This window comes from Vibrio sp. ER1A, assembly GCF_000733315.1.
Taxonomy (GTDB): Bacteria; Pseudomonadota; Gammaproteobacteria; order Enterobacterales; family Vibrionaceae; genus Vibrio; species Vibrio mediterranei.
The window spans coordinates 448,039-449,965 of the sequence record NZ_JPJA01000092.1; the positions used below are offsets into that span (position 1 = coordinate 448,039).

Sequence of the window (1,927 nt, forward strand, 5' to 3'; positions counted from 1 at the left end):
CTCGCGGGTGAATAGTTACCAATCATCAAGGTGAAAAGCGTACGTTTTACGTGCTGCTTCTTACGCTGACCACGATGGTAGTCGAAATTGTCGCGGGCACGGTCTATGGCTCTATGGCGCTTTTGGCAGACGGTTGGCATATGGGCACACATGCAGCAGCGTTCTGCATTACCTTGTTTGCCTACCGATATGCGAAAAAACATCAGAGTAATGATAGGTTTTCGTTTGGTACGGGAAAGGTCAGTGTGCTTGGTGGCTACACCAGTGCTATTGCACTTGGGATTGTTGCGTTATTAATGTTGGTTGAGTCGGTCCATCGCTTGCTTAATCCACAGTCGATTCAGTTTAATGAAGCGATTGTCGTCGCTTGTATTGGCTTGGCAGTGAACGTCATCAGTATGCTGCTGCTAGGTGACCATCACCACCATGGACATGATGATGCTCATCATCACGAGCACTCACACCATCATGGACATACACATCACCATGATCATAATTTGCGAGCAGCCTACTTACACGTGCTAGCAGATGCGCTGACTTCCGTGATGGCAATTGTGGCCTTGGTACTAGGAAAGTTTTATGGTTGGAATTGGCTCGATGCGGTGATGGGCATGGTCGGTGCATTAGTGATCAGTAAGTGGACATTGAACTTACTCAAGCAAACAAGCCCGATTCTGCTTGATGAAAATATCGATGATAAATATCGAAAGGCAATCCAAGATGAGCTTGCGCCAATAGCCCTTGTTACGGACTTACATATTTGGAAGGTGAGTGGACATCATCATGCAGCGGCAATTACGCTTATAGACCAAGCGGGTATTTCATTGGATGAGTATAAGCAAAAGCTAAGCAAGTTTGATAAGATTGACCATCTCACTTTAGAAGTACATTCAACATAATGCGAAACTTAGAATCGTTAAATCAGTTGCTTACCGAGTTTTACGACAAGATGTCTTCATGGGAACAGTCAGTGGTCAAAGAGACAAGCTATTCCCTTGCACAAGTCCACACCATTGAAGTGCTCGGTATTCATGGTGCTATGAGAATGAAAGAGCTTGCCGACAAGCTCGGCATTACTACGGGCACATTAACGGTTCAAGTAGATAAACTTGTTGCTGCCAAGCTGATGGAACGCTTGCCACACCCTAATGATCGTCGTGCCATCGTGGTGGCGCTAACACAGCAAGGGCAAGAGATTCATCGTCATCATAACCAGTTGCATTTAGATTTAGTTAAAGATTTAACGAGGCATATCGAGCCGGAACAAGAAGCCTTGTTGATTTCATGTCTCACAAAGATGAATAGCGAGTTCTAGGCTAGTCGGAAGCCAGGCTGTCGACGAAGAATTGATAGTCTAAATACGCGCGACGTACTCGCTCTGGTATTGGCTTTTCATAAATCCGAGCATCATCAATTTTCGCCATTGACCAACCTTGAAAAATGACGAGCTCATAACCACTCAATTCTTTCTCATTTTTCTGTGACAACAGCTGATAGCGGATATTCTGGACGTGATACCAAGGCGAACTATTGCCTCGAAAGTGATTAAGAATAGGGTACTGAATTAGAAATATTTCACAGCACATCAACTGAGCCAGCATACAATCGACGCTTGATCTCTGCTCTTCAGGGTAGAATAACAACACCTTTTTGAGCTCTCTATTACATTCCTGAATGATACTTGGCAATTCCTCCTCCCTAATCTCATTGATAATGATAGGTTGCCACTCGTCGTGTCGAGTTAAGTTACAAAGGATTATTTCAGCTTAGCAGTGCACTCAAACAAAACAAAAGTATTGGTCATCATTAGCCTCCTATTGGTTTGCAATAAACTTACCTGTTACCTAAATAGCCGTAGTGAAATTTAATTAATTCAAATGTTATTAATGAGTTTGATAGATAACGAGTGCATATTCCAATCGTAATT

The 1,927-nt window shown here is 43.3% G+C and carries 3 protein-coding genes; 2 read left to right on the forward strand and 1 reads right to left on the reverse strand.

Annotated elements, in window-relative coordinates:
- The first annotated feature begins 11 nt into the window (after nt 1-11).
- A complete protein-coding gene (gene dmeF, locus HW45_RS20500) occupies nt 12-899 on the forward strand; it encodes a CDF family Co(II)/Ni(II) efflux transporter DmeF (RefSeq protein WP_038229318.1) in 888 nt (295 codons plus the stop codon).
- Nucleotides 899-1,315: a MarR family winged helix-turn-helix transcriptional regulator gene (locus tag HW45_RS20505; RefSeq protein WP_038229320.1), complete on the forward strand. Its 417-nt coding sequence runs from the start codon at nt 899-901 to the stop codon at nt 1,313-1,315. The genes dmeF and HW45_RS20505 overlap by 1 nt, the downstream gene beginning before the upstream one ends.
- A 1-nt stretch (nt 1,316) precedes the next feature.
- On the opposite strand, the gene HW45_RS20510 is transcribed toward HW45_RS20505, so the two are convergent.
- The gene (locus HW45_RS20510) at nt 1,317-1,688 is read right to left on the reverse strand and encodes a hypothetical protein (RefSeq protein WP_038229321.1); all 372 of its coding nucleotides are present in this window, start codon (nt 1,686-1,688) and stop codon (nt 1,317-1,319) included.
- Nucleotides 1,689-1,927 lie beyond the last annotated feature (239 nt).